Here is a 24,123-nt window from a genome sequence, read left to right on the forward strand (position 1 = left end):
TCGCGGGCATGACGACGCGCTACGACGCGGTGGTGCCGGCCGGCGGCGCGGCCCGCCGGCTCGGCGGCACCGACAAGCCCGCGCTGACGGTCGGCGGACGGCAGTTGCTCGACCGGGTGCTCGCGGCCTGCGCGGCGGCGGGCGAGACCGTGGTGGTCGGCCCCCGGCGGCCGACCGCCCGGCCGGTACGGTGGGCCCGCGAGGAGCCGCCCGGCGGCGGGCCGGTGCCGGCGCTGGCCGCCGGACTCGCCGTGCTGGCCGAGCCGCCTCCTCCCGCTGCTCCCGGGCCAAGCGGATCGGGCGGGCGGGACGCGACCGGTGGGCCGGACCGGGCCGGCGCGCAGGTCCCGGCGGGTGAGCCGGACGGGCGGGCGGCGGAGGTGGTCGTGGTGCTCGCCGCCGACCTGCCGTTCCTGACGGCGGAGACGGTCGGCGCGCTGGCGGACGCGGCGGCGGGCGCCGGCCGCGAGGTGGACGGGGTGCTGCTCACGGACGCGACCGGGCGGGACCAACCGCTCGCCGCGGCCTACCGGGTGGAGCCGCTGCGCCGCGAACTCGCCCTGCTCGTAGGGGAGTACGGCGGTCTCGGCGGGCTGCCGCTGCGGCTGCTCACCGGCGGGCTGACGCTGCGCAGGATGGCCGACCCGACCGGCGAGGCGTCGTTCGACTGCGATACCTGGGAGGACGTGGCGGCGGCCCGGGCCCGGCTGGAGCGCCGGTCCGGGGGGTGAGCCTGCGTGTCGCCCGGGCCGGGATCGGGGACGATGGGGCTGTGGTGGACGAATGGATCGCAGCAGCCAAGACCGAACTGGGCATCGACCTCGACGTGGACACCCGCGTCCTGCTCGACCTGGCCCGTGACGCGGCACACGGGGTGGCGCGGCCGGCCGCGCCGCTGACCACGTTCCTCGTCGGGTACGCCGCGGGCCGCGCGGGCGGCGGCCCGGAGGCGGTGCGGGCCGCGGCCGAGAAGGCCGCGGCGCTGGCGGGGCGTTGGGCCGAGCAGGCGGCGGCGGACGCCGCGCGCACCGGTGACCCCGACGGCGGCGCCGCGGGGACCGCGGGCGCCCCGGAATGAGCACGCCGGGCCGCCCCGGCGGTGCGATTCCCTGCGGTGCGGCTGGCGGCGGTGTGCCTCCCGGCGGTATGCCTCCTGGCGGTGTGCCTGGCGGCGGGGGCGCGTCCGAAGCTGTCCGCTCCGGTTGTCTGCCTGCCGGCTCGGGCTTCTCCGAAGCGGCGCGTGGACCTGCGGGTGACCTCGTCGCCGGCACTGCGCCGGGTCGCCCCGGCGGTGCGATTTCCGGTGGTGCGGCTGGCGGCGGTGTGCCTCCTGGCGGTGTGCCTGGCGGCGGGGGCGCGTCCGAAGCTGTCCGCTCCGGACCTGGGACTTCGGCCGGGTCTGTCGCCGGGGCGGCTTGCGGGCCGGGTTCCGGTGCTGCGCGGGGAGCCGCGACCGCCGGGCCGGCGGGCGGGCTTGGGGCCGGAGGCGTGCGCGTGAGTGGGGCCGGGGCCGGTGCCGGGTCCGTGCCCGAAGGCGTGGCCGGGGCTCTCGCCGGGTCGGCGGATGAGTCCGGGGCACGGCCCGGTTCCGGGGTGCGACCCGCTCTGGGTCCCGTGGAGGAGGCCGCGCCGGGGGACGACGGTGTTGCCGGGCCTCCCTCCGGTCCCGCGGCTGGATGCGCCGGCGGGTGCGGGAACGGACGGGCCGCCGCGGAGGAGCCGCGCCGGCGGCCTCGCCCGGGGGCGGGGGACGAGGAGCACGGCGGCGCCGCCTCGCGCCCGTACGACCTCGGCCGTCCGGTCTTCCACCGGGCGGACACCGGCTGGTCCGGGGCCCGCCACATCGCGCTGACCGCGGCGCGCCGGCTGGACGCGGTGCGGGTGCCGCTCGGCGCGGAGGCGTTGGGCGCGGCGCTCGCGCAGGGGCTGGCGGCGCTGACGGACCTGCCGCCGTTCGACTCCTCGGCGATGGACGGCTGGGCGCTCGCCGGGCCCGGGCCGTGGCGCCTGACCGGGCAGGTACTCGCAGGCCAGGAGCCCGGCGCGCGCCTCGCCGACCGGCACGCCGTACGGGTGGCCACCGGGGCCGAACTTCCCGCGGGCGCCACCGCGGTGCTCCGCAACGAGCACGGTGCCGTCGAACTGCGCCCGGACGGCGAGTGGTTGCGGGTGGCCGCGCCCCACCCGGCGCCCCGGCCGGGCCAGGAGGTGCGCAGGCGGGGCCAGGAGTGCCGTGCGGGCGAGGCGTTGCTGCCCGCGGGGGTGACGGTGACGCCCGCGGTGCTGGGGCTCGCGGCGGCCTCCGGCTACGACGACCTGGCAGTCGTGGCCCGGCCGAGGGTCGAACTTCTGGTGCTCGGCGACGAGTTGCTGGCCGAGGGCCAGCCGGGCGGGGGCCGGGTCCGGGACGCCCTGGGCCCGATGCTCCCGCCGTGGCTGCGGGCACTGGGCGCGGACGTCGTCGCCGTCCGGACGCTGCCGGACGACGCGGAGGCGCTGCGTGCGGCGATCTCCGACGCCGTCGCGACCGGCGGCGCCGACCTGGTCGTCACCACGGGGGGCACCGCGAGCGGGCCGCGCGACCACGTGCACGGAGCGCTGGCCCGGCTGGGCGCGCGGCTGCGCGTGGACGGCGTGACGGTACGGCCGGGGCACCCGATGCTGCTCGCGGAGTTCCCGTGCGGGCCGTACGGGACGCCGTGCCCGGAGGACCCGGAGCACTCGGGGGGCGTGGAGCCCACCGGCGGACGGCCGCCGCGGCAGCACACGGACGCGTACACGGACGCGTACACGCACCCGGACACGGAACCGGGCGCAGGACCGGACCCGGACACGGCCGGACCCGGACCCGGGACAGGGACAGGGACCGGGGGCGAGTCCGCGTCCGGGACCGGCTTCGACCTCGCCGGAGCTGGCTCCGGCTCCGGCTCCGGACTCCCGCCCCGCCGGAGCCACTTCGTCGGCCTGCCGGGCAACCCGCTCGCCGCGGTCGCGGGCGTGCTGACGCTCGTCGCGCCGCTGCTGCGCACGCTCGGCGGCCACCCCGCCCCGGCGTCGTACTCCGCACCGCTGACCGAGGACATCGGGGGCCACCCCACCGACACCCGTCTGGTGCCGGTGGTGTTCGACGCTCGTGCGGCCGCCCGGCCGCTGCGCCACACCGGCTCGGCGATGTTGCGCGGGCTGGCCGCCGCCGACGGCATGGCGGTGGTGCCGCCCGGAGGGGCGAAGGCGGGCGAGGAGGTCGGGGTGCTGGACATCGGGATGCCCGGTGCGGCCGTGGGGAACACGTGGTGAGGCGGCCGCGGGGCACCCGCCGGGGCGGGGGCGCCGACCAGGGGCCGTACCCGCCGTCGGACGCCGACGACTACGCCGACGACTTCTCGGGCTCCTCCGCGTACTCGTCCGATTCCGGGTCCGAACCCGACCCCGACCCCCGGTCCGGGTCCGGGTCCAGGGCGGGCGGTCCGGGTCCGGCCGGGACCACCGGCAGCGCGTACCGGGTGCTCTTCCCGCGCCCGGCGGCCGGCCCGCTCCGGCAGGTGGCCCGCCGGCTGCTCCTCGCGCTGCTGGTCCTGGTGATCACCGTGGTCATCGTCTACGTCGGCCGCGGCGGCTACCACGACAACGCCGACGGCACCGTGTCGTTCCTCGACGCGCTGTACTACTCGACGGTGACGCTGTCCACGACCGGGTACGGCGACATCGTCCCGTACAGCACCGTGGCACGGCTGACCAATACGCTGCTGGTCACGCCGTTGCGGGTGATCTTCCTGATCATCCTGGTCGGGACCACGCTGGAGGTGCTGACCGAGCGCACCCGGGAGCAGTACCGGCTCAAGCGCTGGAGGAGCGCCTTGCACGACCATGTGGTGATCGTCGGGTTCGGGACGAAGGGGCGGTCCGCCGCGCAGACGCTGATCGGGCGGGGCGTGCCGCAGGACCGGATTGTGGTGGTGGACCCGGTGCCGAAGGTGGTGCAGGCCGCGGCCGACGAGGGGTTCGTGGCGGTCACCGGGGACGCGACCCGCAACGACGTGCTGCTGCGGGCCGAGGTCGGCCGGGCCCGGCAGATCGTGATCGCCGCGCAGCGCGACGACACGGCGGTGCTGGTCACGCTCACGGCGCGGCAACTCAACGGCACGGCCCGGATCGTGGCGTCCGTGCGGGAGGAGGAGAACGCGCCGCTGCTGCGGCAGTCCGGGGCGGACGCGGTGATCACGAGTTCGAGCGCGGCGGGGCGGTTGCTCGGGATGTCGATGCTCAGCCCGAGCGCGGGACGGGTGATGGACGACCTCATCACGTACGGCAGCGGACTGGACCTCATCGAGCGCTCGGTGGAGGCGTCGGAAGTCGGCCGGCGGGCCAGGGAGCTGAAGGACCTGGTGGTGTCGGTACGGCGGGGGGAGGACCTGCTCGCGCACGACGACCCGGAACTCGGGGCGCTTCGGGCCGGGGACCGGCTGATCGCGATCCACCGGGCGACGTAGGTACGGGGAGCGCAGGGGGCGCCGTGTACGACGGGTCCGCCCGGGGGCGGGGCGGAACACCGTGTGCGGCGGGCCGACCCGGGGGCACGGCGGGCGCCGCGTCGGCTGGTGTCAGCGGCGGTTGCGGAGGATGTCGCCGGTGCCCGCGGGGAAGCGGGTGGCGTTGGCGGTGGCGCCGAGGGCGGGGAGCGCGAGGAGGACGAAGGCGGCGCTGTACGAGAGCGCGGGGGAGGAGTGCCCCAGCAGGTGGTGGGTGAGGGGGGTGCCGACGCGGAGGGCTACGGGGGCCGCGGCGACAGCGAGGCCGGCGGCGGTCTGCGTGGCGGTGGCGTTGAGCGTGCTGGCGTCGCGCATCCGGTCGGCCGGCACGTCGGCGAACGCGAGGGTGTTGTAGCCGGTCAGCCCGACGGAGCGGGCGGCGCCGCTGAGGGTGACGAGCACGCCGATCGTCCACAGCGGGGTGTCCGCGGTGAGGAAGGCGCAGCCGGCCATGGTGCCGGCCAGCACCACGCCCGCGGCCGCCAGCATCGCGCGGTAGCCGAAGCGCCCGAAGAGGAAGCCGGTCGCGGGCTTGATGCCGATGTTGCCGACGAAGACGAAGAGCACCAGGGCGCCCGACCGTACGGCACTCCACCCGAAGACCTCCTGGAAGAGCAGCGGCAGCAGGAACGGCACCGCGGCCACGGAGATCCAGAAGACCGAGCCGCCCGAGACGGAGCCGCGGAACGAGCGGGTGGTGAGCGTGCCGAGGTCGATCAGCGGGCGCGGGGCGCGGCGCAGGTGCCGTAGCGCGAGCGCGATCAGCAGCAGGGACGCCGCACCGAGTCCGGCGGCGCGCGGCCACGGCGCGCGGGCGTCGGAGAGCAGGTGGCCGGTGTACGTCAGCGCGCCCAGTCCGGCCGACGTCCACAGCAGCCCGATCCAGTCCAGCCCGCCCACCCCGGCGGCCGGGCCGCCCTCGATCAGCCGCCAGGCGAAGGCGAAAGCGACCAGCCCGAGCGGGATGTTGATCAGGAACAGCCAGTGCCAGTTCGCGTAGGTGGTGATCACACCGCCCAGCAGCGGGGCCGCCACCGGCGCGATCAGCGCCGGCCAGACGATGTACGACACGATCCGCGGGATGTCGGGCTTGGCGATCCCCGACAGCGCGACGAGCCGTCCGACCGGCACCATCATCGCGCCGCCGGCGCCCTGGAGGACGCGCAGCGCGACGAGTGCGCCGAGGCTGGTGGCGGCGGCGCAGGCGAGCGAGGCGAGGGTGAAGAGCACGATCGCCGACAGGAGGACCCGGCGCGCCCCGAAGCGCGCCGTCAGCCAGCCGCTCAGCGGGACCAGCACCGCGAGGGTGAGGACGTAGGCCGTGACGACCAGGCCGATCGCGGTGGCGGAGACGCCGAGGGAGGCGCCGATCCGGGGCGCGGCGGTGGACACGATGGTTCCGTCGAGGTTCTCCATGAAGAGGCAGCCCGCCACGAGCAGGCCGACGGCGCGCTGCCGGGGGCTGATCCGGTGCGTCCGCCCGTCGTCGCCCTTCCGCGGGGCGGGCAGGGGACCGGCGTCCGTGCCGGAAGGCCGGGAGGGCTGCGGTGCGTCGATCATGTGATCAGCGTGCGATCCGGGCACCGTTGATCACAAGGTCCTGGTGGTCATATGACCATTGCGTGGCACGCAACGGCCGGTGCCACACTGAGGGGGTGCTCCTGCCGGACATGAACCTGCTGCCCGCTCTGGACGCGCTGCTCCGCGAGGGCAGCGTCACGGGCGCCGCCACCGTGATGAACGTCTCGCCGTCGGCGATGAGCCGGACCCTGGCCCGGTTGCGCCGGGTGGTCGGCGATCCGCTCCTGGTGTCCTCGGGCCGGGGCATGACGCTGACCCCGCGGGCCCGGGAACTGCGCCCGCAGGCGGCCGCCGCCCTCGGCCAGGCGCTGGCCGCGCTGCGCCCCCCGCCGCCGGTCGATCTCGCCGACGTGCGGCGGGACTTCGTGATCCGGACGAACGACGGCGCGGCCGTGGTGTTCGGCGCCGCGCTGCTGGCCCGGGCGGCCCGCGAGGCACCGGGCGTACGGCTGCGCATCCTGCCCGAGGGCGACGAGGACCCGGCCGACCTGCGCGACCGGGTGGACCTCGACCTCGGCGCCCTGCCCGAGATCCCGCCGGACGTCCGCACCACCCGCCTGGCCGAGCACCGGTACATGGCGGCCGTACGGTCCACCGACCGGTCCCCCGGCCGCTCCCCCGACGCCGGACCCGTTCCCGCCGCGCCGCTCACCCCCGCGGACTTCGTCGCCCTCCCCCACGTCACCGTCTCCCGGCACGGCCGCGCCCGCAGCGTCATCGACGAGCGGCTCGCCGAACTCGGCCTGGAACGGCGGGTGCTGGCCACCGTGCCGACCTACGGCGCGGCCTGCTTCCTCGCGCTGGACACGGACGCGTACGCGATCGTGCCCTCCGGGTTCGCCGAACGCGCGGCCGGGGCCATGCGGTTGGCGGTGCGCGAGATCCCGCTGCCGCTGCCCCCGGTGTCCTTCGACATGGCGTGGCACGTGCGGCACGACGCCGACCCCGCGCACCGCTGGCTGCGCGACACCCTGGCCGCGCTGGCCGGCGACAGGCCCGAGCCGCTCGCGGGGGAGCGGCGGGCGGCGGAGTAGCCTCCCTTCGCATGGACGCGATGACGATTCCCCAGCCAGGCGGCCCCGACGCGCTGACCTGGGCGGACGTTCCCGATCCGGTGGCCGGTGACGGCGAGGTCGTGGTCGAGGTCGCGGCCAGCGCCGTGAACCGGGCCGACCTCCTCCAGCGCCAGGGCCTGTACGACCCGCCGCCGGGCTCCGTGCCGTACCCGGGCCTGGAGTGCTCCGGCCGGATCGCGGCGGTCGGGCCGGGCGTGGCCGGCTGGGCGGTCGGCGACGAGGTGTGCGCGCTGCTCGCGGGCGGCGGCTACGCCGAGAAGGTGGCGGTCCCCGCCGGCCAACTGCTGCCTGTGCCACGGGGAATCGACCTCGTGACGGCGGCCGCGCTGCCCGAAGTCACCGCCACCGTCTGGTCGAACGTCTTCATGGTGGCCCGTCTGCGGCCGACCGAGACGCTGTTGGTGCACGGCGGGTCGAGCGGGATCGGCACCATGGCGATCCAGCTCGGGAAGGCGGTCGGCGCGCGGGTCGCGGTCACCGCGGGCAGCCCGGAGAAGCTCGACGCCTGCCGGGAGTTGGGCGCGGACGTGCTGATCGACTACCGCGAGCAGGACTTCGTGGCCGAACTCGGCCCGGAGGGCGCGGACGTCGTCCTCGACCTGGTCGGCGCCAAGTACCTGGACCGCAACATCGACGCGCTCGCGCCGGACGGCCGCCTGGTGGTGATCGGTATGCAGGGCGGCGTGAAGGCCGAGCTGAACCTCGCCAAGCTGATGGCCAAGCGCGGCACCGTCGCCGCGACCACGCTGCGGGCCCGCCCGCCGGCCGAGAAGGCGTCGATCGTCGCGGCGGTGCGCGAGCACGTCTGGCCGTTGATCGAGGCGGGCACCGTCCGGCCGGTCGTCGACCGCGCGATGCCGCTCGTCCAGGCCGCCGAGGCGCACCGGCTGATGGAGTCCAGCACCCACATCGGCAAGATCCTGCTGACCGTCTGACCGTCTGACCGTCTGACCGTCTGACCGTCTGACCCCTGACCGTCTGACGCACCGCCCGACCGGGCAACCCGCCGGCCCGGGGCCCCGCCGGAGCCCCGGGTCCGACGCATCCCGGGGGCCGCGCCCGCACCCTCCGCCCGGGATGCCGGAATTGGGCCATCATGTGACGCTTGGCATACACACAGGTGGTGCGGGAGGCGCGGACGTGCGGTGGGCGGCGGACAGGCGGGGCGAGGCACGGCGGACAGCCGCGAACCGGGCGGTCGCGGTCGCGGGCGGCACGGCTGCGATCGGCGGTGCCACCGGCGACAACGCCGCGATCGGTGGCGCCATGGGCGGCCACACGGCTGCGATCGGCGCGACCGCGGGCAGAACGCTCGCCGTCACCGCGGTGCTGGCCGCCGCGCTGCTCGGCGCGGCCGCGCCGGTGGCGGCCGCCGGGAGCCCGGCAACCGCGGCGGCCCGACCGCAGCGTGCGGCCGCCCGCCCCGACACGCCGCCGCCGTCCGCGACCCCGGCGGCCCCGTCGCCCTCCGCGCCTCCAGGCGCACAACCCGGTGCGGGGCCGGACACCGGCGCGCGGCCGTCCGCCCCGGGTCCGCAGGGCCCCGTCGGACCGCTGCCTCTCCCCCTGCCCGGAGCCGGCCCCGTCCTGACGCTGCCCGGGTTCCCCCCGGACGCCCCGACCGCCGCCCCCCACCCCGCACCGCCGTCGCGGCCCGAGGCGCCGGTCGGACCGCACGCGCCCGCCGCGCCCCCCGCGACCGCGCCCGGCCCTCCCGCCCCCTTTGCCGCGCCGTCCACCGCCCCCTCGCCCACAGCCTCGGCGCCGGGCGCCGGAGCCCCCGCCGCGCCGCGGCACCCGCGCCGCCCCGTCCGCTCCGCGCGCCCCGCCTCCCCCGCCCCCGGGGCGCCCGCCGCCGGGCGTCCGGCCGGAACCCCGGCCCGGACCCCGCACACGCCCCCGCGCCCGCCCGCGCCGCCCCGGCACGAGGGCGGCCGCACCGGCCCGGCCGCGGCGCCGCCGGGCGCGGACGACGGCGGGGGGAGCGCCGCCACGCCCCTGCCGTCGTCCATGGTGGACGTGTCGCACGCACCGGCCGGGGCCGCGCCGGAGCAGGCCGGCCAGGCGGTCCCGTTCGTGACCGCGGGGCGCCCGGTGCCGCGGGTGCTGCCGCTCGGGGCCGGGCTGGTGCTCGTCGGGCTGGGGCTGGGGTTCCTGGGGTGGCGGCTGCGCCGGCCGTGACGGGGGCGGTCGCCGTACGCCGGCCGCCGCCCCGTCCCGGGGTCGTGGCCCGCGGCTCCGCTGCGGGACAATGGCCGTATGGAGATGCCGAACAACGAACGGTCGCCGGAGAACGCGCAGAACCCGCAGGTCCTGGTCGTGGGGCCGGACGGGATGGCGCTCGGCGGCGCGCTGGGCGAGGGCGAGGAGCCCCGCGAGATCCCGGTGACGGAGATGGTCGAGCAGCCGGCCAAGGTGATGCGGATCGGCAGCATGATCAAGCAGCTCCTGGAGGAAGTGCGGGCGGCTCCTCTCGACGAGGCCAGCCGGGTGCGGCTGAAGGAGATCCACGCCAGCTCCGTCAAGGAACTGGAGGCGGGGCTGGCCCCCGAACTGGTCGAGGAACTGGAGCGGCTGTCGCTGCCGTTCACGAACGAGAGCGTGCCCAGCGAGGCGGAGCTGCGGATCGCGCAGGCCCAGCTCGTGGGCTGGCTGGAAGGGCTCTTCCACGGCATCCAGACCGCGCTGTTCGCCCAGCAGATGGCCGCGCGCGCCCAGTTGGAGCAGATGCGGCGCGCCCTGCCGCCCGGCGCGGCCGGCCACGACGAGGAGCCCCAGGGCCCGGCGGGCCGCTCGGGCGGCCCGTACCTGTAGGGCCTGTGTCCCAGGTCCCCCGCACGTGTGAAGGGGCCGGACCTGACGGCGTCCGCCGTCAGGTCCGGCCCCTTCACACGTGCGGGCGGGCGCGGCGCCGGCGCCGCCCGCCGGGGTCAGTCCGAGCTCTTGCCCGTCGACACCCAGATGGTGACCGGCCCGTCGGTCTTCGGGTCGTAGTCGTCGTCGGCGGACGGCGACTGGCTCGTCACCGAGCCCTTGCCCCACAACTGCTCGTTGGTGTGCTTGATGGTGTACTTCCAGCCCGCGGCGTTCATGCAGGCGACCACCGAGTCGACGTAGTCGGTGTGGAAGTCCGGCATCGTGGCGACGTCCGGCTTGTCGGGGTTGATGAAGTCGTTGTGGGCGTCGGTGCACTCGTCGGTCTCGATGGTGCGGGTCTGGTCGCCCTGGACCACGTCGTCCGTCGCGGAGGCGCTGGCGCTCGCCGAGGAGGTGGTCCGCTCGGCCGGGGTGGTCGTGTGGTCCGCGGTGGTGCCGCCGCCACTGTCGCCGCCGCCGGTCATGGCGACGACCACGCCGATGATCACCGCGATGGCGACCACGGCCACCACCACGCCCACCACCATCGGGGTGTTCGACCTGCCGCCGCCGCGGCCGCCGTTCGGCGCGCCGATGCCGCCGCCGGGGCCGCCGGGGCCGTTCATGGGGTGCTGCTGCGGCACCGGGGCGGGGGCGAGGTTGTACGCGGGGGTGGGCGGCGGGGTCCGCGCGCCCTGCTGCGGGTAGCCGTACGCCGACGGGGGCGGCGAGGTCGGACCGTATCCCTGCGGCTGCGGGGTCGGCGCGTAGGGCGTTCGGACCTGCGGCTGCGGGGTCCGCACCTGCCCGGGCTGGGCCGGGAAGACCGACTGGGCGACGCCCTCGCCGCGGTTGCCGCCCATCGGGTTGCCGGTGATCACCGGCATGGCGCCGCTCTGCGTGGCGGACAGCACCCGGTCGATCTCGTCGTGCATCACGTCGGCGGTCGGGAAGCGCTCGGCCGGGTTCTTGCGCAGGGCGCGCGCGATCAGCGCGTCGATGGCCGGGCCCAGCGCCTGGTTCACCGAGGAGGGGACCGGCGGGGTCTCCTGGACGTGCTGGTAGGCCATGGCCAGCGGCGAGTCCGCGTCGAACGGCAGCCGTCCGGTGAGGAGTTCGAAGAGCATGCAGCCGACCGAGTACAGGTCGGAGCGCTCGTCCACGCCGCGCCCGAGCGCCTGCTCGGGCGAGAGGTACTGCGGGGTGCCGACCACCATGCCGGTCTGCGTCATCGAGGTCACGCCGGACTGCATGGCGCGCGCGATGCCGAAGTCCATCACCTTGACCACGCCGCGCTTGGTGACCATCACGTTGCCCGGCTTGATGTCCCGGTGCACCAAGCCCATCTCGTGGCTGACCGCGAGCGCGGCCAGCACGTCGCCGGTGACCTTCAGCGCCTTGTCCGCGGGCATCGCGCCGAACCGGGCGACGTCCGCGGCCAGCACGTCGCCGAGCGGCTGTCCCTCGACGTACTCCATCACGATGTACGGCACCACCTGGCCGTCGATCGTGTCCTCGCCGGAATCGAAGACCGAGACGATGTTGGTGTGGTTGAGTTTGGCGACGGACTGGGCCTCGCGGCGGAAGCGCTCGCGGAACGACTGCTCGGTGCCGAGGTTCGTGTGGAGGGTCTTGACGGCCACCGGCCGGTCCAGCACCGTGTCATGGGCCAGGTGCACGGAAGCCATCCCGCCCTGCCCGAGCAGATCGCGCAGTACGTACCGTCCGCCGCCGACCGAGCGCCCCGTGAAACCGCCCTGTGTGGCGTCCCCGCTCATCAGTACCGCTACCCCCATGAAGGTGAACCGGGACAGGCCAGTCCCCGAGCTGTGCCCGCCAAGTCTCGCTTATCGCACGTGCACGTCAAGTTCGTTGACCATCTCGTCACCTGATACGCATGGTCCGCGCACAATGCGGTGACCTCTGTACGGCAGTCGGACGGGGACCGATCGCGCAACCGAAAAGCGGTACGGTGGCGCACCAGAACAGCGACAACAGCGACGCGCGCACGACAGGCTCGCACCACATGGCTCGCACGACATGGACGGACGACGAGGACTGATGGTCGACCCGAACGAGACGGCCGCCGGCATCGGAGCGTCGGAGGCAGCTGGTCCCTGGGGCCCCGGAGCCGTGATCGGCGACGGCCGCTACCGGCTGACCGGACGACTGGGCCGCGGCGGCATGGCCGAGGTCTTCGCGGCGGAGGACGTCCGCCTCGGCCGGACCGTCGCCGTCAAGCTGCTGCGCAGCGACCTCGCCGAGGACCAGGTGGCCCGGGCCCGCTTCACCCGCGAGGCCCAGTCGGTGGCCGGCCTCAACCACCACGCGGTGGTCGCGGTCTACGACAGCGGCGAGGACGTCACCCGCACGGGAACCGTCCCCTACATCGTGATGGAGCTGGTCGAGGGCCACACCATCAAGGAACTGCTGACCGGGCCCACCCCGCCGCCGGTCGACCAGGCGCTGCTGATCGTCTCCGGCGTGCTGGACGCGCTGGCCTACAGCCACCAGCACGGCATCGTGCACCGCGACATCAAGCCCGCGAACGTCATCATCACCAGCACGGGCGCGGTCAAGGTGATGGACTTCGGCATCGCCCGCGCGCTGCACGGCGCGGCCAGCACCATGACGCAGACCGGCATGGTGATGGGCACCCCGCAGTACCTCTCCCCGGAGCAGGCGCTCGGCAAGACCGTCGACCACCGCAGCGACCTGTACGCCACCGGGTGCCTGCTGTACGAACTGCTCACGCTGCGGCCGCCCTTCGTCGGCGAGACCCCGCTGTCCGTGGTCTACCAGCACGTGCAGGACGAGCCGCAGCTCCCGTCGCAGATGAGCGACCGGGTGCCGCCGGAGCTCGACGGCCTGGTGCTGCGCTCGCTCGCCAAGCAGCCCGAGGACCGGTTCCAGAACGCCGAGGAGATGCGCGCGCTGGTCGGGTACGCCCACCACACGCTCGTGCAGCAGGGCGGCTGGACCGGCGGCATGTGGAACACCGGCGCGGTCACCGCGGTCACGCCGCGCCCGACGGGCACCGCGCCCACCGTGGTCGCCCAGAGCGGCGGGCAGGCGCAGAGCGGCAACACCGCCGAGATCGGTCCGCTGCTCGGCGGGATCTCCGGGGTCGGCGGCGCCGACGACGTGCACGGCTACGGCGAGCGGCCGCCGTCGGGCGGGAGCCCCTGGGCCAAGCCGGTGCTCTTCGTGATCGCCGCGGTGCTGGCCATCGCGCTCGGCGTCTTCCTCGCGACCAGGGGCGGAGGCGACGACGGCGGCTCCACCACCGACCACACCACGCCGCCGAGCAGCGCGCAGCCCTCCGACCTGCCGACGGACGACGACACGGGCCTGCCGTCCGACGACTCCTCCGGCCAGGTGTCCGAGGAGCCGACCGAGTCCGGCGAGTCCAGCGACTCCCCGAGCGACGAGCCCTCGTCCACGCCCTCGACCACCGACACCACGACCACCACCACGCCGCCCGTCCACACCACCAAGCCGAGCACCCCGACCACGGCCCCCACCAAGCTGCCCACCACCCCGCCCACGGGCGGCAGCTCCAGCGGTGACACCAGCGGCACCGGGACGAGCAGCGGCACCACCGGGACCAGCAGCGGTGACTCCGCCGGCGCGGACGACGGCGGGGACCCGTCCGGCACCACCTGAGCCGGGCGGGGGCCGGGCACACCTGGGCCGGACGGGGGCTTGTCACCACCCGGGCCGGGCGGGGGCCCGGCACCCCGTCAGCCCGTGAAGGCAGCCCGGCACCCCGTGAAGGCGTCGCGGCACCCCGTCAGCCCGTGAAGGCGTCGCGGACCCGCGCGTACTCCTCGGTCCACCACACCGCCAGCGCGGACGCCGCCGGGAAGAGGGGGTCCGACCGCCGGTCGCGGTGCTGGTAGCGCCAGTGCAGCATCCAGAAGTCGTTCAGCCGCTCCCACCACACGCGGTGCACGGCGGCGGCCAGTTCGGTCCCGGCGATGCCGGCGGCCCGCCGGTACGCCCGGGCGTACCCGCGGATCTTCGCGAGGTCCAGCCGCCCGTCCGCGGGGTGGACGAAGAAGATGACGGCGGCCCGCACCGCCTCCTCGGCGCGCGGGTGGACGCCGAGCCGGTCCCAGTCGATGATCGCGGCGGGCTCCTCGCCGCGGTAGAGCAGGTTGAGCGGGTGGAAGTCGCCGTGCACCCAGCCGCTGACCCGGTCGTCCGCGTCGGGCGGGCGCAGGTGCGCGTGCCGGCGCAGCAGCGCACGGCGTTCCAGCAGCCGGTGCTCGGCGAGCGCGTCGAACGCGTCGAACGGGCGGTGCCCGCGCACCAGGGTGAGCAGGTGGTCGATCTGCTCGTGGGTGCGCTCGGGGTCGGCGCTGGGGTGCCGCCCGGCCGGGGGCGGCGGTTGGGTGCCGGCCAGCCCGGTGTGCACCATGCCGAGCAGGGTGCCGAGCCGGCGGGACTGGCCCTGGGAGAGTTCGGTGCCCTCGCGGTGCCGGCCCTCGACCCAGGGGAAGAGCGCGTACCGGTGGCCGCCGACCTCCGTGACGGTCGCGCCGTCGCGGTCGTGCAGCGGTGCGGCCGCGGGCAGCCCGAGCCGGGCGAGCCGGCCCGTCGCGTGGTGCTGCCGGGCGATCACCGAGTGGGCCGCGGTGTCCGCGGCGACGTACTGTTTGAGGAAGAAGCGGCCGCTGCCCGTGGTGATCCGCCAGCCCCGGTTGAGTAACCCGCGCGGAACGCGTTCGCAGGTCAGCAGGGTCGCCGCACGGTCGTAGCGGCGGAGCAGGGTGGTCAGTGCGGGCGGCCGCTGTGCCGTGCCCATCACGCGGCTCAGCGTAGATCAACTGGCGGCCCGGGCTCGCGCGAGTGGCGGCGGGGCCCTTGCGTCTGCTATGTCCGGCTGGTCGCGTTCGCGCCGGCGTGCGGAACCGGATGGCGGTCCGGGCCGTTCACCCCTTACGGACTCCTCCCGATCGGGATACGGTGCCGGTGTCCCGGTCATGGCCTGCGGTAACGCGGACTACTAGGAAATCCAAGCAAAACCGCAGGTCAGAAAGTGTGCCCTCGGTGTACGCGAAGGCTTCCGGTTATAGGTAACGTCTGCATTGCAGGCCATTCGCCGGGGCGTTGTCACGCCTGGTTCGGCCATGCCGCACATACCCCGTGCGCCACGCCGGACCTGGTCAGCCGCACTGGTTCTCCGGCAGATCCCGGGGGCCGGACAGACGGAGGAGCGAACGTGAGCGTGAAGAGCAGTGCCGCGCGGAGCAGTACCCGCGGCCGCGCGAAGCGCCGTGGGGGCGAGCCCGAGCTCGTGCAACTACTGACCCCGGAAGGCGAACGCGTCGAGCACGGCGAGTACTCCATCGACCTGACCCCGGACGAGCTGCGTGGCCTGTACCGGGACATGGTGCTGACCCGGCGGTTCGACGCCGAGGCGATCACCCTCCAGCGGCAGGGCGAGCTGGGGCTGTGGGCCTCGCTGCTCGGCCAGGAGGCCGCCCAGATCGGCTCCGGGCGGGCCACCCGCCCGGACGACTACATCTTCCCGACGTACCGCGAGCACGGCGTGGCCTGGACGCGCGACGTGGACCCGCTGAACCTGTTGGGCATGTTCCGGGGGGTCAACAACGGCGGCTGGGACCCGAACGAGAACAACTTCCACCTCTACACCATCGTCATCGGCTCGCAGACGCTGCACGCGACCGGCTACGCGATGGGGGTGGCCAAGGACGGCGCGGACGCCGCGGTGATCGCCTACTTCGGCGACGGTGCCTCCAGCCAGGGCGACGTGGCGGAGTCCTTCACCTTCGCGGCGGTCTACAACGCGCCGGTGGTGTTCTTCTGCCAGAACAACCAGTGGGCGATCTCCGAGCCGACCGAGAAGCAGTCCCGGGTGCCGATCTACCAGCGCGCGGCCGGCTTCGGCTTCCCGGGCGTCCGGGTGGACGGCAACGACGTGCTGGCGGTCCTCGCGGTCACCCGGGCGGCCCTGGAGCACGCCCGCAGCGGGCAGGGCCCGATGCTGGTGGAGGCGTTCACCTACCGGATGGGCGCGCACACCACCACCGACGACCCGACCCGCTACCGCGCCGACGAGGAGCGCGAGGAGTGGGAGTCGAAGGACCCGATCGCCCGGCTGCGCACCTACCTGGACAAGCAGGAGCTGGCCGACGAGGAGTTCTACGCGGGCGTGGAGGCGGAGAGCGACGCGCTGGCGAAGCGGGTCCGCGAGGGCGTGCGCGGCATGCCCGACCCGGACACCATGGCCATCTTCGAGAACATCTACGCCGACGGGCACGCGCTGGTGGACGAGGAGCGCGCCCAGTTCGCCGCGTACCTGGACTCCTTCGAGGACGCTCCCGCGGCGGCCCACGGTGCCGCCGGCTCCGGAAAGGGGCACTGACATGACGCAGATGGCCATCGCGAAGGCGCTCAACGAGTCGCTGCGCACGTCACTGGAGAACGACCCGAAGGTCCTGGTGATGGGGGAGGACGTCGGCCGGCTCGGCGGCGTCTTCCGGATCACCGACGGCCTGTTCAAGGACTTCGGCGAGGGCCGGGTGATCGACACCCCGCTCGCCGAGTCCGGCATCGTGGGCACCGCGATCGGCCTGGCGCTGCGCGGCTACCGCCCGGTGGTGGAGATCCAGTTCGACGGGTTCGTCTTCCCGGCCTACGACCAGATCATCACCCAGCTCGCGAAGATGCACGCCCGGGCGCTCGGCAAGATCAAGCTGCCGATCGTCGTCCGCATCCCGTACGGCGGCGGCATCGGCGCCGTCGAGCACCACAGCGAGTCGCCCGAGACGCTCTTCGCGCACGTCGCGGGCCTGAAGGTGGTCTCGCCGTCCAACGCCTCGGACGCGTACTGGATGATGCGGCAGGCCATCGAGTGCGACGACCCGGTGATCTTCTTCGAGCCGAAGCGCCGCTACTGGGACAAGGGCGAGGTGGCCGTCTCGGCCGTGCCCGCGGGGCTGCACAAGGCGGCGGTGGCCCAGCAGGGCACCGACGTCACGCTGGTGGCCTACGGTCCGATGGTGAAGGTGTGCCTGGAGGCGGCGGCCGCGGCGGCCAACGAGGGCCGCAGCGTGGAGGTGGTGGACCTGCGCTCGATCTCGCCCATCGACTTCGACACCGTGCAGGCGTCGGTGGAGAAGACCGGACGGCTGGTCGTGGTGCACGAGGCCCCGGTCTTCTTCGGCTCGGGCGCCGAGATCGCGGCGCGGATCACCGAGCGCTGCTTCTACGCCATGGAGGCGCCGGTGCTGCGGGTGGGCGGGTTCCACGCGCCGTACCCGCCGGCCAGGCTGGAGGAGGAGTACCTGCCCGGTCTGGACCGCGTACTCGACGCCGTCGACCGCGTGCTGGCGTACTGAGGAGAGGGTTGTGACGATCATGGCCGTACAGGCGCAGCGCTTTCGCGAGTTCAGGATGCCGGACGTCGGCGAGGGCCTGACCGAGGCGGAGATCCTCAAGTGGTACGTGGGCGTCGGGGACACGGTCACCGACGGGCAGGTGATCTGCGAGGTCGAGACGGCGAAGGCGGCGGTGGAGCTGCCGATCCCGTTCGACGGGGTGGTCAGCGAGATCCGCTTCGACGAGGGCACCACGGTGGACGTGGGCACCCCGATCATCGTGGTGGACGCGGGCGGGGACGACGCGCCCGGCGACGGCGTCGGTGCCGCGGACGCGGCCGGTGCGCAGCCCACCCCGGCCGGGGCGGAGCCTGCACCGGCCGGGGTGGAGCCCCCGCCCGCCGCGCAGCCCGCGCCGGAGCGGAAGGCGGTGCTGGTCGGCTACGGCGTCGCGCCGTCGTCCACCACCCGGCGGCCGCGCAAGCAGAAGGCGGCCGAGCCGGTCAACGGGCAGGCGGTGCCCGCACCCCCCGTCGAGGCGCCCGGGCCCGCCGCGCCGGCGGCCGCGCCCGCCGAGGTGCCGGTGCCCGGCGCACAGCGGCCGCTGGCGAAGCCGCCGGTGCGCAAGCTCGCCAAGGAACTGGGCATCGACCTGGCCACGGTGGTGCCCACCGGGGAGCACGGCGAGGTGACCCGCGAGGACATCAGGGCCGCCGCCGCGCCGCCGGCCCGGCTGCCGCTGCCGGAGGCCGAGGAGGCCGCCGGCATCGCCGCGTCGGGGGCGCGCGAGACGCGCGTGCCGATCAAGGGCGTCCGCAAGGCCACCGCCCAGGCGATGGTCGCGAGCGCCTTCACCGCGCCCCACGTCACGGAGTTCGTGACCTTCGACATCACCCGGTCGATGAAGCTGGTGCAGGAGCTGAAGTCCGACCCGGCGTTCGCGGGGCTCAAGGTCAGCCCGCTGCTGCTGGTCGCCCGGGCGCTGCTGGTCGCGATCCGCCGCAACCCGGAGATCAACGCGGCCTGGGACGACGCGAACCAGGAGATCGTCCGGAAGTCCTACGTCAACCTGGGCATCGCCGCGGCCACCCCGCGCGGCCTGGTGGTGCCCAACATCAAGGACGCCCACGACAAGACGCTGCCCGAACTGGCGTCCGCGCTCGGCGAGTTGGTCGCCACGGCGCGCGAGGGCAGGACCTCGCCGGCCGCGATGCAGGGTGGCACCGTCACCATCACCAACGTCGGCGTGTTCGGCGTGGACACCGGCACCCCGATCCTGAACCCGGGGGAGTCCGCGATCCTCGCCTTCGGCGCGGTCAAGCTCCAACCGTGGGTGCACAAGGGCAAGGTGAAGGCGCGGCACGTCACCACCCTCGCGCTCTCCTTCGACCACCGGTTGGTCGACGGCGAGCTGGGCTCCAAGGTGCTGGGCGACGTGGCGGCGGTCCTCGAACAGCCCAAGCGGCTGCTCACCTGGTCGTGACGGCCGGCGCGTCGGTCGTCCGGTCGTGACGGCCGGCGCGGCCGTCGCCGGGTGAACACCCTTTCGTGCGGCGGGTTCGGTCGTGTGGACGCCCGGACCCGCCGCACGCGCGTGTCGCCCGCACTCCCCGCCCGTTTTGTGCTGCCATCGACCGTATGGTCGTCTCTGTCTCCGTCGCCCTGCTGCTCCTCCTGCTCGCCGGGATGCAGATGCGCAACCGGTCCCTCAAGCCGAGCCACGCCATCACCTGCACCCTCCTGGGGTTCTGCCTCGCGTCCTCCAGCCTGGCCCCCACCATCCAGTCCACTCTCGTCTCCACCGCCTCCCTGGTCGGCACCATTCATCCCTGAGGGTGTCCCGGAATTCCCACGCGTGCGCGCGCGTCCCTCCGGTCCCGCCATTCAAGATCGGCAATGCGGATTCTTCTCCGGGCCGCGTGGACTTCGTCATATCTTTTGCGGACCGGGCGGCTGTTTTCGGCCAACGGGGTGATAGAAAGCTTCTATTGCACACCCGGAAAACGCTGGTCGGAACGGTGCCGAAGTCGCGTGGGGTGGGAATTTCTGTGGGAGGGCGTGCGCCATGACGCACCACGCGCAACTCTGGTCCAACTCGTGGTATCCGGCCACCGGATATCTGATCGCCTTTGTCGGATCGGTTCTCGGACTGTCCTGTGCCAGCCGGCTCCATGTGGTCGGACTGGCCCGGGGAAAGGGCTGGCTGGCCGCCGGCGCGATTTCCCTGGGCACCGGGATCTGGGGCATGCACTTCGTGGCGATGCTCGGTTACGAGGTGGACGGCACGGACCTGCACTACGAGATCGGCGTCACCGTGCTGAGCTGGCTGCTCGCGGTGGTCGTCGTCGGCGTCGGCATGTACGTCGCCGGCCGGGTCGACTCCTGGCTCTACCTGCTCGGCGGCGGCCTGATCGCCGGGTTCGGCGTGGCGGGAATGCACTACCTGGGCATGCGCGCGATCCGGATGCCCGGTTCGCTGTCCTACGACCCCGGATTGGTGGCCCTCTCGGTCCTCATCGCCGTCGTGGCGGCCACCGCGGCGCTGTGGGCGACGCTGCGGGTGCGCAGCCGGGTGGCCATCACCGGCGCGGCGCTCGTGATGGCCTTCGCGATCAGCGCGATGCACTACACGGGCATGGAGGCCGTCACCGCCACCACCGACGGCTCGGGCTCCGACTCCGTCGGCGGCGTCTCGCCGTCCGCGTTCGTGCTGCCGCTCATCGTCGGCCTGACGCTGATCATCCTGCTCGTGTCGTTCGCGGTCCTGATGAACACCCTCGACGACGTCGCCGCCGACCAGCGGTAGGGCCCGTCCGGCCGATCCCGCCGCATCCGCGGAGCCCGTCCCCGCACGTCCTCCGGCGCGCCGCCGCACGCCCTCCGCGCGTCCCCCGCACGTCCCCGCGCCCCTGCACGTCCCCGCACCCCTGCGCGCCTCGCGGTCGTGCGGGGGTGCGGCATCAAAGGGCTATCGTCCGCTCATCTGTTGTATCTATGATGTGCGCATTATGGATACGAAGGCGCCGCCCGCTGCCGAGCGGGTGTACCTGCATGTGAAGAGCGGGGTGCTGGACCGCCGTTACGAGGGCGGGACGCTCCTCACCGAGGGGGACCTCGCGGAGGCGGTCGGGGTGTCGCGCACCCCGGTGCGGGAGGCACTGCTGAAGCTGGAGGCCGAGGGGCTGCTCAAGCTCTACCCGAAGAAGGGCGCGCTGGTGCTGCCGGTCTCCGCGCAGGAGATCGCGGACGTGGTCGAGACCCGGCTGCTGGTGGAGCAGCACGCGGTCGCCAAGGTGGCGCCGGCCGTGCCGGCGGGCCTGATCGAGCAGTTGGAGGAGTCGCTCGCCGAGCAGTGCGAGCACGCCGCCGCCGGCGACCTGGCCGCCTTCGCCGTCGCCGACCGCACCTTCCACGCGGAGATCGTCCGCGCGGCGGGCAACCGCATCCTCGCGCATCTCTACGACCAGTTGCGGGACCGGCAGTTGCGGATGGGGGTGGCGACGATGCACGCGCAGCCGAGCCGGGTGGCGAAGAACATCGCCGAGCACACCGAGATCCTCCAGGCGCTGCGGGACGGCGACGAGCGGACCGCGGCGCAGGTCGTGGACCGGCACGTGTCCTGGGTCAACACGCTGGCCCGGGGCCAGTCGTGACGGCGGGGCCCCTGCCGGGGGACCCGCCGGGCGGCCGCCGGGCCGCCCTGGTGTGGGGGGTGGGCACCCTCGTCTACCTCGTCGCCGTCGTCCACCGCACCAGCCTCGGCGTCGCCGGGATCGACGCCGCCGCCCGCTTCCACATCGGCGCCTCCGCGCTGTCGTCGTTCTCCATCCTCCAGGTGCTGGTCTACGCGGGCATGCAGATACCCGTCGGCCTGATGGTCGACTCGCTCGGCACCAAGAAGGTGCTGATGCTCGGCGCGGTCCTGTTCACCCTCGGGCAGGGCGCGTTCGCGCTCTCGCACTCCTACGGGACGGCGCTCGCCGCCCGCGCGGTGCTCGGCTGCGGCGACGCGATGACCTTCGTGAGCGTGCTGCGGCTCGGCTCGCGGTGGTTCCCCGCCCGGCGCGGGCCGATGGTCGCGCAGGGCGCGGCGCTCTTCGGCGTCGCGGGGAACCTGGTGTCGACGGTGGCGCTGTCGCGGGTGCTGCACTCCGCCGGCTGGACCCCCACGTTCCTCGGCACCGCGATCGGCGGCGCGTTCGTCCTGGTCCTGGTCGCCCTCCTGCTCCAGGACCACCCCGACGGCCATGTCCCCACCCCCGTCGAGCACGTCGGGACCGCGTACGTGCGGCGGCAGATCGCCGACGCGTGGCGGGAGCCCGGCACCCGGCTCGGCATGTGGACGCACTTCACCACGCAGTTCTCCGGGATGGTGTTCCTGCTGCTGTGGGGGATGCCGTTCCTCGTCGAGGACCAGGGGATGTCGCGCGGCGCCGCGGGGTCGCTGCTCACGCTCGTGGTCCTGGCGAACATGGTGTTCGGCATGGTCTTCGGGCAGCTCATCGCGCGGCACCACGGCGCCAGGATGCCGCTGACGCTCGGGGTCGTGGGCGCGACCGCGGCCGCCTGGGCGGCGGTCCTGGCGTGGCCGGGCGGCCGTGATCCGCTCTGGCTGCTCGTCGTGCTGTGCGTGGTGCTCGGGGCGTGCGGGCCCGGCTCCATGATCGGGTTCGACTTCGCGCGGCCGGCGAACCCGCCGGAGCGCTTCGGCACGGCGTCCGGGATCGTCAACATCGGGGGGTTCACCGCTTCCATGGTGACCCTCCTCGCGATCGGCCTGCTGCTGGACGCCACCGGCGACGACTACCGGGTGGCCTGGAGCAGCGTGTTCGTGCTCCAGTTCGTCGGGACCGTGCAGATCCTGCGGCTGCGGCGGCGCACCGCCCGGCTCGAACGCGAGCGGGTCGCGGTCAGCCGCGTGGAGAGCGTCCACCGCAGCCACGCGTCGGCGGGACCCCCCGGGCTCCCGCACCGTCCCGCCGCGGACTGAGCCGGCACACGCGCGCCGTACCCGCCCGGGGGAGCGGGGAACGGCGCGACCGGCCGCCCCGGGCCGTCAGGTCCCGCGGCTCCGCGCCCGGGCACCCCGGAAGGCGGGCCCCTACAACGGCGTGAAGGTGACCGGCAGCGCGGCCGGCCCGCGCTGCCAGAGCGAGGGCCGCCACGGAAGTTCGTCGGCGGCCAGTGCCGGCACCAGGTCGGGGATGCGGTCGAGCAGGATCTCCAGCGCCGTGGTCGCCACCACCTCCGCCAGTTGGGGCGCGGGCGCCGGACACCGGTGGGCGCCGTGGCTGAAGGAGAGGTGCGCGTGGTTGCCCACCGCCCCGCCGGGCAGCGCCGGGCGCACCCGCGGGTCCGCGTTCGCGGCGGCCAGCCCCAGCACGAGGCAGTCGCCGCGCCGTACGTACCGCCCGCCGAGCCGGGTGTCGCGGGTGGCCCACCGCCCGATCACGTTCTGCACGGGCGGATCGCTCCACAGCACCTCCGCCAGCGCCTGCGCGATGCTCCGCCGCCCGCCCGACAGCGTGAGCGCGAACCGCTCGTCGGTGAGCAGCAGGCGCAGCGTGTTCCCGATCCAGTCCGCGGTGGGCCGCCGCCCGGCCGCCATGATCGTGAGCAGGTCCTGCACGACCTCCTCGTCGGTGAGGCCCGCCGGGTGTGCCAGCAGCCGGGACGGGATGTCGGCACCGGGCGCCGGGGACCGCCGCGCCCGGGCGAGCACCGCCTCCAGCATCGCCCGCAGCCGCGCGGCCGAGGCGGCCGGCCCCGGCGCGGTCCCGCCCGGGTGCGCCGGGCAGGCCGGGTGCGGCGGCTCGGCCGCCGCGGTGCCGTAGCCGTACTGGCCCGCCAGGTCCCGCTCCAGCGCCGCCGTCTCGTCCGGGTGCAGCCCGAACAGCCCGGCCATGACGTGCAGCGGCACCTGCTCGGCGTACTGCGCCACCAGCTCCGCCCGGCCGGCGCCCGCGAACGCGTCCACCGCGGCGTCCGCGGCCCGTTCGGCGCGCTGCCGCAGCTCGTAGGGGTCCACCTCGCCGAGCACGTCCGCGACCGCGCCCGCGCGCCGCACGTGCTCCTCGCCCTCGGTGAAGCGGACGGACGGGGTGTGCGCCACGTGCGGCAGCAGCGGCCAGCCGGTCGGCACCCGGTCCCACGCGTGCCAGCGGCGCGGGTCCCGCCCGAAGAGCTCCGGGTTCCCCGCCACGAACTGGACCTCGTGGTAGCCGAGCACGAGCCACGCGGGCACCCCGCCGTCCAGCAGCACCGGCGCGACCGGCCCGTACGCCTCGCGCAGCGCCCGGTAGTACGCCCCCGGGTCGGCGTGGTCGAAGGCGGGCGACGGCGGTTGCGGCACGCGGGCGACCTGCCGGTGTGCGGACGCCCGGTCCCACGCCGGACCCTGTCCCTGCCCCTGCCCCTGCCCTTGCACCTGCCCCTGGACCGGGCCCGCCGGCCCCGTCGGCTGCCCCGGGTCGGCCGGCCCCGGCGCCCTCCCGGCGCCCGGTCCCGCGCCCCGTGCCTGCGGCGCCCCCGCCGCCTCCACCTGCGCCGCGGCCGGGCCCCACGGCGGCACCGGCTGCGGCCCCGGTATCTCCGCGAGCCGCTGGCGCGCGGCGGCGCCCACGTGCGGCACGCGGCCCTCCGGCGCGAGCCCGCGCGGCGGCACCACCTCGTCCGCCCGGCCGCGCCGCGCCTGCGGCTCCTCCCGCTCCTGTGACGATGTCATGTTCCCGT

Annotated in this window: 20 protein-coding genes; 16 read left to right on the plus strand and 4 right to left on the minus strand. The window is 74.9% G+C overall.

Translation table 11 applies throughout. The features are described 5' to 3' along the window. Window positions 1-8 precede the first annotated feature (8 nt). The 4 genes from RVR_RS18260 (at window position 9) to RVR_RS18270 (ending at window position 4,490) form a co-directional block, all read left to right on the plus strand. Window positions 9-731: an NTP transferase domain-containing protein gene (locus RVR_RS18260; protein WP_430393148.1), complete on the plus strand. Its 723-nt coding sequence runs from the start codon at window positions 9-11 to the stop codon at window positions 729-731. A 41-nt stretch (window positions 732-772) separates the two neighbouring features. Next, window positions 773-1,078: a DUF6457 domain-containing protein gene (locus RVR_RS39165; RefSeq protein WP_430393149.1), complete on the plus strand. Its 306-nt coding sequence runs from the start codon at window positions 773-775 to the stop codon at window positions 1,076-1,078. A 515-nt stretch (window positions 1,079-1,593) separates the two neighbouring features. After that, window positions 1,594-3,297, plus strand: coding sequence for a molybdopterin molybdotransferase MoeA (locus RVR_RS18265; protein ID WP_237404826.1), 1,704 nt, complete (start codon window positions 1,594-1,596; stop codon window positions 3,295-3,297). 206 nt (window positions 3,298-3,503) lie between these two features. Further along, window positions 3,504-4,490 carry a potassium channel family protein gene (locus RVR_RS18270; protein ID WP_202238754.1) on the plus strand — a complete coding sequence of 329 codons (987 nt, stop codon included), beginning with the start codon at window positions 3,504-3,506 and terminating at the stop codon, window positions 4,488-4,490. Between the two features lie 111 nt (window positions 4,491-4,601). Here RVR_RS18270 and RVR_RS18275 read toward each other — a convergent pair whose 3' ends face one another. Further along, window positions 4,602-6,089 (minus strand): MFS transporter, encoded by a 1,488-nt coding sequence (locus tag RVR_RS18275; RefSeq protein ID WP_202234865.1) that lies wholly within the window; start codon window positions 6,087-6,089, stop codon window positions 4,602-4,604. A 95-nt stretch (window positions 6,090-6,184) separates the two neighbouring features. Here RVR_RS18275 and RVR_RS18280 point away from each other — a divergent pair, with 95 nt between their 5' ends. From RVR_RS18280 to RVR_RS18295, 4 genes are all read left to right on the plus strand, one after another. Beyond that, window positions 6,185-7,144: a LysR family transcriptional regulator gene (locus RVR_RS18280; RefSeq protein ID WP_202234866.1), complete on the plus strand. Its 960-nt coding sequence runs from the start codon at window positions 6,185-6,187 to the stop codon at window positions 7,142-7,144. 11 nt (window positions 7,145-7,155) lie between these two features. Beyond that, window positions 7,156-8,121, plus strand: a complete 966-nt coding sequence (locus tag RVR_RS18285; protein WP_202234867.1) for an NAD(P)H-quinone oxidoreductase — start codon at window positions 7,156-7,158, stop codon at window positions 8,119-8,121. A gap of 1,084 nt (window positions 8,122-9,205) precedes the next feature. Beyond that, the gene (locus tag RVR_RS18290; RefSeq protein WP_202234868.1) at window positions 9,206-9,367 is read left to right on the plus strand and encodes a hypothetical protein; all 162 of its coding nucleotides are present in this window, start codon (window positions 9,206-9,208) and stop codon (window positions 9,365-9,367) included. Window positions 9,368-9,445: 78 nt separating this feature from the next. After that, window positions 9,446-10,000 carry a bacterial proteasome activator family protein gene (locus RVR_RS18295; protein ID WP_202234869.1) on the plus strand — a complete coding sequence of 185 codons (555 nt, stop codon included), beginning with the start codon at window positions 9,446-9,448 and terminating at the stop codon, window positions 9,998-10,000. 116 nt (window positions 10,001-10,116) lie between these two features. On the opposite strand, the gene RVR_RS18300 is transcribed toward RVR_RS18295, so the two are convergent. Then, a complete protein-coding gene (locus RVR_RS18300; RefSeq protein WP_202234870.1) occupies window positions 10,117-11,820 on the minus strand; it encodes a Stk1 family PASTA domain-containing Ser/Thr kinase in 1,704 nt (567 codons plus the stop codon). Between the two features lie 262 nt (window positions 11,821-12,082). On the opposite strand from RVR_RS18300, the gene RVR_RS18305 reads away from it, so the two are divergent. Beyond that, on the plus strand, window positions 12,083-13,708 hold the full coding sequence (locus RVR_RS18305) for a protein kinase domain-containing protein (RefSeq protein ID WP_202234871.1): 1,626 nt from the start codon (window positions 12,083-12,085) through the stop codon (window positions 13,706-13,708). Between the two features lie 127 nt (window positions 13,709-13,835). Here RVR_RS18305 and RVR_RS18310 read toward each other — a convergent pair whose 3' ends face one another. After that, window positions 13,836-14,852, minus strand: a complete 1,017-nt coding sequence (locus RVR_RS18310; protein WP_202238755.1) for a phosphotransferase — start codon at window positions 14,850-14,852, stop codon at window positions 13,836-13,838. Between the two features lie 417 nt (window positions 14,853-15,269). Between RVR_RS18310 and pdhA the strand changes: the two genes are divergently transcribed. The 7 genes from pdhA (at window position 15,270) to RVR_RS18345 (ending at window position 22,381) form a co-directional block, all read left to right on the plus strand. Next, complete coding sequence (pdhA, locus tag RVR_RS18315) at window positions 15,270-16,436, plus strand: pyruvate dehydrogenase (acetyl-transferring) E1 component subunit alpha (protein ID WP_202234872.1); 1,167 nt, start codon at window positions 15,270-15,272, stop codon at window positions 16,434-16,436. A 1-nt stretch (window position 16,437) separates the two neighbouring features. After that, window positions 16,438-17,412 carry an alpha-ketoacid dehydrogenase subunit beta gene (locus RVR_RS18320; RefSeq protein ID WP_202234873.1) on the plus strand — a complete coding sequence of 325 codons (975 nt, stop codon included), beginning with the start codon at window positions 16,438-16,440 and terminating at the stop codon, window positions 17,410-17,412. 19 nt (window positions 17,413-17,431) lie between these two features. After that, the gene (locus tag RVR_RS18325) at window positions 17,432-18,874 is read left to right on the plus strand and encodes a dihydrolipoamide acetyltransferase family protein (protein ID WP_202238756.1); all 1,443 of its coding nucleotides are present in this window, start codon (window positions 17,432-17,434) and stop codon (window positions 18,872-18,874) included. A gap of 155 nt (window positions 18,875-19,029) precedes the next feature. Next, a complete protein-coding gene (locus RVR_RS18330) occupies window positions 19,030-19,224 on the plus strand; it encodes a hypothetical protein (protein WP_202234874.1) in 195 nt (64 codons plus the stop codon). A 232-nt stretch (window positions 19,225-19,456) separates the two neighbouring features. Then, window positions 19,457-20,197, plus strand: coding sequence for an MHYT domain-containing protein (locus RVR_RS18335; RefSeq protein ID WP_202234875.1), 741 nt, complete (start codon window positions 19,457-19,459; stop codon window positions 20,195-20,197). Window positions 20,198-20,399: 202 nt separating this feature from the next. Then, a complete protein-coding gene (locus RVR_RS18340) occupies window positions 20,400-21,044 on the plus strand; it encodes a GntR family transcriptional regulator (RefSeq protein WP_202234876.1) in 645 nt (214 codons plus the stop codon). Beyond that, entirely contained in the window at window positions 21,041-22,381 is a 1,341-nt protein-coding gene (locus tag RVR_RS18345; protein WP_202234877.1) for an MFS transporter, read from the plus strand. Before RVR_RS18340 ends, RVR_RS18345 begins: the two co-directional genes overlap by 4 nt. 111 nt (window positions 22,382-22,492) lie before the next feature. Here the strand turns inward: RVR_RS18345 and RVR_RS18350 are convergent, their stop codons facing one another. Beyond that, complete coding sequence (locus tag RVR_RS18350) at window positions 22,493-24,115, minus strand: cytochrome P450 family protein (protein WP_237404827.1); 1,623 nt, start codon at window positions 24,113-24,115, stop codon at window positions 22,493-22,495. Window positions 24,116-24,123 lie beyond the last annotated feature (8 nt).

Source organism: Streptomyces sp. SN-593 (assembly GCF_016756395.1).
GTDB lineage: Bacteria > Actinomycetota > Actinomycetes > Streptomycetales > Streptomycetaceae > Actinacidiphila > Actinacidiphila reveromycinica.